The sequence below is a fragment of the Methanobrevibacter sp. genome (genome assembly GCF_045541095.1).
Classification (GTDB): domain Archaea; phylum Methanobacteriota; class Methanobacteria; order Methanobacteriales; family Methanobacteriaceae; genus Methanocatella.
In genome coordinates, this window is record NZ_JAZQIJ010000212.1 from 1 (window position 1) to 6,630 (window position 6,630).

Below are 6,630 nucleotides of genomic sequence, written 5' to 3' on the forward strand. Positions count from 1 at the left end.
ATTTTTAGGTTCAGTAAAGATTGAATATAAACAAATAAATATGTTAAATTAAAAAAATATTACACGTAGAAAAAAATTCTACATATAGTTATAACTATTTCGGTGTTTTAAAATGAATAAAAAGATAGGTATTATTTTGGCTTTAGTCCTCATATCATTTATGATGTTAGGATCTGTAAGCGCAGGGTTATTTGATTTTATGGGAGGAAACAACGCCAACCAAACCGCAAACGATGAAAGTACATTCATTGTTGGTTTCGATGCTGAATTCCCACCATATGGATACAAAGACGACAGTGGAAACTACACAGGTTTTGACTTAGATTTAGCAAAAGAAGTTTGTGAAAGAAACAATTGGACATTTGTAGCTCAACCAATTGATTGGGATGCAAAAGACGCTGAATTAGATTCCGGTTCAATCGACTGTATTTGGAACGGATTTACTATGGATGGAAGAGAAAACGATTACCTCTGGTCTAACCCATACTTCGACAACAAACAAATATTCGTTGTTAAATCAGATTCAGGTATTTCATCTATCGCAGATTTAAAAGGTAAAACCGTAGAAACACAAAAAGATTCATCTGCATTGGCTGCTCTTCAAGGAGACAACAAAACTATCGCAGATACTTTTGCAACATTGACTGAAGTAGCAGACTATAACACCGCATTTATGGATTTAGAATCCGGTGCATGTGACGCAGTCGCTATGGATATTGGTGTAGCAGAGTATGACATCGATAACAAAAACAATTCAGGTGACTTTAAAATCTTAGATGATTACATAACAACCGAAAAATATGGTATTGGATTCAAAAAAGGAAATGACTCCTTAAAAGACACAGTACAAAAAACTTTAGATGAAATGTTTAAAGACGGAACTGTCTTAAAAATAGCTGAAAAATACGGTATTTCCGAAGACGCTTTAATCCAACCATAAATCAATTAGTTAAGAGGGAGAATTAGTTATATGATATTGAGTACAGTAATTGAACAATTACTAGGAGGTATGGTTACTTCCATTGAGATATTCCTGCTTACTCTATTATTCTCTCTTCCTCTCGGTTTAGTTATTGCCGGAGGAAGGATGAGTAGCTTTGCACCTTTAAGGTGGCTTATGAAGATTTATATCTCAATCATGAGAGGTACACCATTGATGCTACAGTTGATTGTTGTATTTTTTGCACCATACTATGTATTCGGATTCAGTCTTTCTGCAGACTACAGGTTTATTGCGGTAATCATTGCATTTACAATAAACTATGCTGCATACTTTGCCGAAATATATAGGGGTGGAATCGAATCCATTAACAGCGGCCAATATGAAGCTGCACAGGTATTGGGTTACAGTAGAATTGAAACATTCTTCATAATCATTATGCCTCAGGTATTCAAGGTAATTCTTCCTTCAGTAACTAATGAAGTGATTACTCTAGTAAAGGATACTTCCCTTTCTTTTGTTATTGCAATTCCGGAAATGTTTACAGTTGCCAAACAGATTGCGGCTGCTGATTCATCAATCGCTGCACTGCTGGTTGCAGGTATATTCTATTATCTGTTCAACATAATCGTTGCATTTGTAATGGAACACTTAGAACACAGACTTGACTATTATGAATAAGGGGGAGTATTAATGAGTTTGCTTGAAATTAAAAATCTTAAAAAAAGTTTTGGTGACAATGTAGTTCTGAAAGATATTTCCCTTAAAGTCGATAAGGGTGAAGTGCTTGCCATTATCGGACCTTCAGGATCAGGAAAGTCTACATTGCTTCGATGCATCACCGATTTGGAACAGGAAGACAGTGGAGAAATAAACTTTGATGGCAGTTTTGGACTTGTGTTCCAGAACTTCAATTTGTTTCCGCACCACTCTGTCATGAAAAACATTACCAATGCACCGTTACGTGTTCAGAAAAGGGATAAAACTGAAGTGTTTGAACATGCACGTACCCTATTAAAGCAGATGGGCCTGGAGGACAAGGAAGACGCATATCCATGTGAGCTTTCAGGAGGTCAGCAGCAGAGGGTTTCAATTGCAAGGGCACTTGCGATGAATCCGGACATTCTGTTTTTCGACGAGCCGACATCAGCTCTTGACCCTGAACTGACCGGTGAGATTTTAAACGTTATCAAGGACCTTGCGGCTCAAAACATGACTATGGTTATCGTAACACACGAAATGTCATTTGCACGTAATGTCGCAGATACGATTATCTTCATGGATGAAGGTGTAATCGTAGAGGAAGGTACTCCTGAGGAAGTGTTCTCATCCGACAACCAGAGGATGAAGGAGTTTCTCGGAAAATTTTATGATTGAATTTTTCAATCTTATCCCACCTTATTTTATTTATTTTTACCCATCATTAAAACATACTTTTTTATATTGTATACACTTTTAATCAAACACATATCAATTATCTTTAATCCATACAAATATTTTTACAAAGCATTACATCAAAATATATATGGGATGCGGCATCAATCCAATTTTTTAAAATTAATTAAATATATTAAAGATTGTTACTAAAATATTATTATCGATTATGTATATTACGGTGTTTGAAAATGAAATGTCCAAATTGTCAAAGTGAAAACTCGGATACTGCAAAATTCTGCAAAAAATGCGGAACAGCACTATCCAAAAAATCAATAAACCATGAAGAAATGATCAATTCAATGGGCGGCAAGGAAAAATCAGGGGATAACAATACCAAAATGATTATCATCGCATTGGCCATTGTTGCAGTGGTTCTGGCAGGTACATTTGCATATATGTTCATGTCAGGAGATTCCAACACAAGCGGCGGCGCAACCAGCATCGCTCCTGCTGCAAAAAATACTACAAAGGTCAATGACAATTCAGAAAAAACCGCAACCACTTCACCGGAAAAGACTGCTCAATCAACTCCAAAAACTTCAATGTCCATTCTGGGAGGAAGTTTTTCAACAGGAAGTGCAGATGCGGACAAGACTTATGCCCAGATATACGTAGGTAAGGAAAATGCCGGAACCGACGTAATTGTTCAAATCTTTTATTCAAGAGACGGCAACAGCCTGAACAACGGTAATATGGTTCCTGCAACAGTGCACTCAGACGGTTACCTATACATTACCAGTGCGGACGCATATCTATACTATCCTGATTATGCAACAATCAAACTTTATGATTCAAACAGCAATCTGATGGATACTCAAAGCGTTTCACTTTCACCTACAAGCGGAACCCAAACATTTTAATTTTGAATATTAGGAATATCCAGTTCCTAATCTCTTTTTTTATTTTTAATTAATTCATTTTAAAAAAAATATATTAGTTTTTTCATAGGATAACTTTTTTAAATATACTGATAAAAATAATTATAAGAGAATATGAGTAGATTTAGAATATGAATAGGTAGATAAATATGAAATATGGTTTATTGACTTACAATTACACAATTAATTTGGGAAATGAAATTCAAAGCATTGCAGCAAGACGATTTTTACCTAAAATAGATTATTATATAGAGCAACACAAGATTCAAGATTTTAAAGAAGAAAGTGATGTTAAAACTATTATGAACGCATGGTATTTGAACTGTCCTGAAGCATGGCCTCCTTCAAGAAATATTGACCCATTGCTTGTATCCATGCATTTCAATTCAATCAAATTCACAAAGGATGCGATTCTTTCAGCTGAAAGCAGAGAATATTTCAAGGAATACGGCCCTGTAGGCTGTCGTGACGTCCATACACAGGAGTTTTTAAATGAAAACGGCATAGACGCATACTATACAGGATGTCTGACCTTGACACTTGACTCCGCAGGCAAATACAATCATAAGGATGAAAGCAATGATTACATACTGATAAATTCAGATTATTCGGATAAGCTACTTTCATATCTAACGGGCAAGACTGATAAAAAGATTTATGTTATAAATCAGGACTTTGCACCTTCATTTAAAAAGGCATGGCCAGGTCAGATTCCGAAATCACTTTATAATCACACATCCTATTTTGACAGTGAGGAAAAACTCTTTCTGGCTGAAAACATGCTGAAGATTTACGAAAATGCAAGTTGCGTCATTACTGATAGGCTTCACTGTGCACTGCCGTCAATAGCCTTGAAAACACCCGTATTGCTGTTTAATACAAGACCAAAACAGGATCGTTTTGACGGTTTGAGTAATCTTTTTACAGTAACTAATTTCAAGGAATATAAAAATGACTTTTCCATATTCGATGTAAATGACCCTCCTGAAAATTCAGATGAATATATGTCAATCAGAAAGGAACTGATAAAGCAGTGCAAAGGTTTTACCGGCCATATCAACGAATCATGTTATGACATCAGGACATATAATGAGCTTCTTGATAAAAATGTTCTTCTATTTTCAAAAAATTCAATTGATACACGTGAATATATTGTAGATGTACTTAATAGATTCGAAAAATATGAAAACAAAATTAAAAAACAGGAAAAAATCATTGCAGAAAAAGAAAAAATAATAGAGGAGCTAAAAAAATCAAACTCTCCTATGGGTAAAATAAAAAAGTTATTCAAAAGTTAGCTATTTTTTAATTTTCTTAATGGTTTTGTTATTTTCCAGCTTTTGGAAGATAAAACCTCATTTTTGAATTTAACAAGCTCTTTATTTTCTTTTTCAAGTTTTTCATTTTCTTTTAGGATTTCTTTTTTTGTTCGCACAAGGCTATTGTAATCATCCTTTAGATTAAGTTTTTCTTGTATCCTTTCCATTTCATCTTCAATATACAGTTCTATGAAAAGGTCTTCCCATAACGGGCAAACCGCACTCATAGAGAAATTGTTTTTTATTTTTTCTTTGGCGTTAATACCCATTTGAAGAGTTTTATCAGGATTATTTATGAAACTTCGCATTGCTTTTACTAATCCATCAATATCACCCTCTTCAAGCAATACTCCATCGACATCATTTTCTATTATGTCACTTGGACCGTATTTAATATCATAACTGATAATAGGGGTTGAATCACCCATAAGTTCTATTTTTGATACTGAAAGCCCCTCGTTCTTTGATGTCAGTAATGTAAAGAATGTTTTTCTCATTTCAGGGTGAACATCATCAATATAACCCATAAAGCGAACCCTATCTTCAATATTATAATCTTTAGCCATTTTCTTAAGGTTTTCCAATTCATTCATTTCTGATACAGATTCTGCACCTCCATATATGTCCAGATGAATAGTATCATTTTCCTGAGCGATAACATTGAAAGCTTCGATCATGTGTGACATCTGTTTTCCTGGAGAAATCCTTGAAAATACAGCTATTTTATCTAAATCCTTGTCAACATGATCATATTCGAGAAACTCATCATTGAGAAAGTTTGGAATAATTGCAATTTTTTCCATGTCAACATAACTCTTCAAATCATTTTTAAGGCTTTCAGTAAGTAGGACTATCTTATGAAATCTTTCCATTCTCTGCAAATGATTTATTTTAGGGCTAATCCCATTTTTCGGATTAAAACCTTTGAATGGATTTCCATGCAGACAACCTATTTTGATTGCCTTGTTTAGGCTAACAGCATTCATATTATACCAATGAGGACCCGAATCGCAAATAATGAAAGGTTTATCATCATCCATAAGGCATACTTCTGTAAGAAAATGGTTCAGGAATACATTTTTATGGTTGAATTCAAGAGTTAATCCACTTTCACGTTCATGTAAAAAAACCTGGTTAGTATTTTTATCGAGTTCCAAAAACTTAAATCCGTCAAATGTGAAATATTGTCTTAAATTATTGTTTTCAGAAAAAATTAGGCAATCATCAATATATTTTTCTGTTTTGATTAAATCATCAACAACATAATATGTCAATGTAATAGAATTGTCATCGTTCAGTTCTTTTTCGATTTTGTATTCATCACGAGATTCTTTGATGGCAATCTCAAGGTTCGGATTTTTTGAGGAGTTTGAATTTTTGATGGAATAATATTCTATAAAATTATAGAACTTAACCTTTTCAAAAAGAGGATTGCGTTTATCATAAAACTTTTTGATGAAGCCGTAGTTTTGAATGGGCCCCACATTAAGCATGGTAACATCATATCCTTGACCTGCAAGATAACATGCCCTGTGAACAACAATATGACCCAATCCTCCCATTTCCATAGCCAGTTTAGGGGATAATATGAATATCTTCTTTTGTTTTACAAGATTTTTGACAGGTTCTTTTTTCTCATTATAACTATATGACATAATTTTAAGGATTTCCAAAGCGTCAAGAATTCTGTTTCTTGAAATCATTTTAACAAAAGTGTTCATGGCCTTTTCATGACAAAAAGGTCTGAATTTAACGATTATGTCCTTTGAGTATCTTAAAACATCATACTTATCACTATCTGTGAGGTCAAAAATAGCACAATTTTTAACCCAACTGTTTAAAAGTCCAAAATTTTCTTTAATTTCATCTTTGGATTTGTCTGAAATTGCTGATGAGATGGCATCAATGTCTTCAAGCAATATTTTCTTTAATAAATTTGAATCGTTCATAGTTCACCTGTTTTAATGGCCCCTTCAAAAACTTAACTGATTTGAATTTTTCTTAAATTTCTGTCCCAAAATTCATTCTCTTCTAATTTTTATTTATTTTTTATTTA

The 6,630-nt window shown here is 33.7% G+C and carries 6 protein-coding genes; 5 read left to right on the forward strand and 1 reads right to left on the reverse strand.

Translation table 11 applies throughout. The annotated features are described in order from the left end of the window. Positions 1–112 precede the first annotated feature (112 nt). From ACKI2P_RS08960 to ACKI2P_RS08980, 5 genes are all read left to right on the forward strand, one after another. Complete coding sequence (locus ACKI2P_RS08960; protein ID WP_407376983.1) at positions 113–940, forward strand: amino acid ABC transporter substrate-binding protein; 828 nt, start codon at positions 113–115, stop codon at positions 938–940. Positions 941–970: 30 nt separating this feature from the next. Beyond that, positions 971–1,621 (forward strand): amino acid ABC transporter permease, encoded by a 651-nt coding sequence (locus ACKI2P_RS08965; RefSeq protein ID WP_407376985.1) that lies wholly within the window; start codon positions 971–973, stop codon positions 1,619–1,621. 12 nt (positions 1,622–1,633) lie between these two features. Next, the gene (locus ACKI2P_RS08970) at positions 1,634–2,317 is read left to right on the forward strand and encodes an amino acid ABC transporter ATP-binding protein (RefSeq protein ID WP_407376987.1); all 684 of its coding nucleotides are present in this window, start codon (positions 1,634–1,636) and stop codon (positions 2,315–2,317) included. A gap of 248 nt (positions 2,318–2,565) precedes the next feature. After that, entirely contained in the window at positions 2,566–3,237 is a 672-nt protein-coding gene (locus ACKI2P_RS08975) for a zinc-ribbon domain-containing protein (RefSeq protein ID WP_407376989.1), read from the forward strand. 167 nt (positions 3,238–3,404) lie between these two features. Further along, complete coding sequence (locus ACKI2P_RS08980; protein WP_407376991.1) at positions 3,405–4,553, forward strand: polysaccharide pyruvyl transferase family protein; 1,149 nt, start codon at positions 3,405–3,407, stop codon at positions 4,551–4,553. On the opposite strand, the gene ACKI2P_RS08985 is transcribed toward ACKI2P_RS08980, so the two are convergent. Continuing rightward, positions 4,550–6,523: a glycosyltransferase gene (locus tag ACKI2P_RS08985; RefSeq protein WP_407376993.1), complete on the reverse strand. Its 1,974-nt coding sequence runs from the start codon at positions 6,521–6,523 to the stop codon at positions 4,550–4,552. The genes ACKI2P_RS08980 and ACKI2P_RS08985 overlap by 4 nt on opposite strands. Positions 6,524–6,630: the final 107 nt, after the last annotated feature.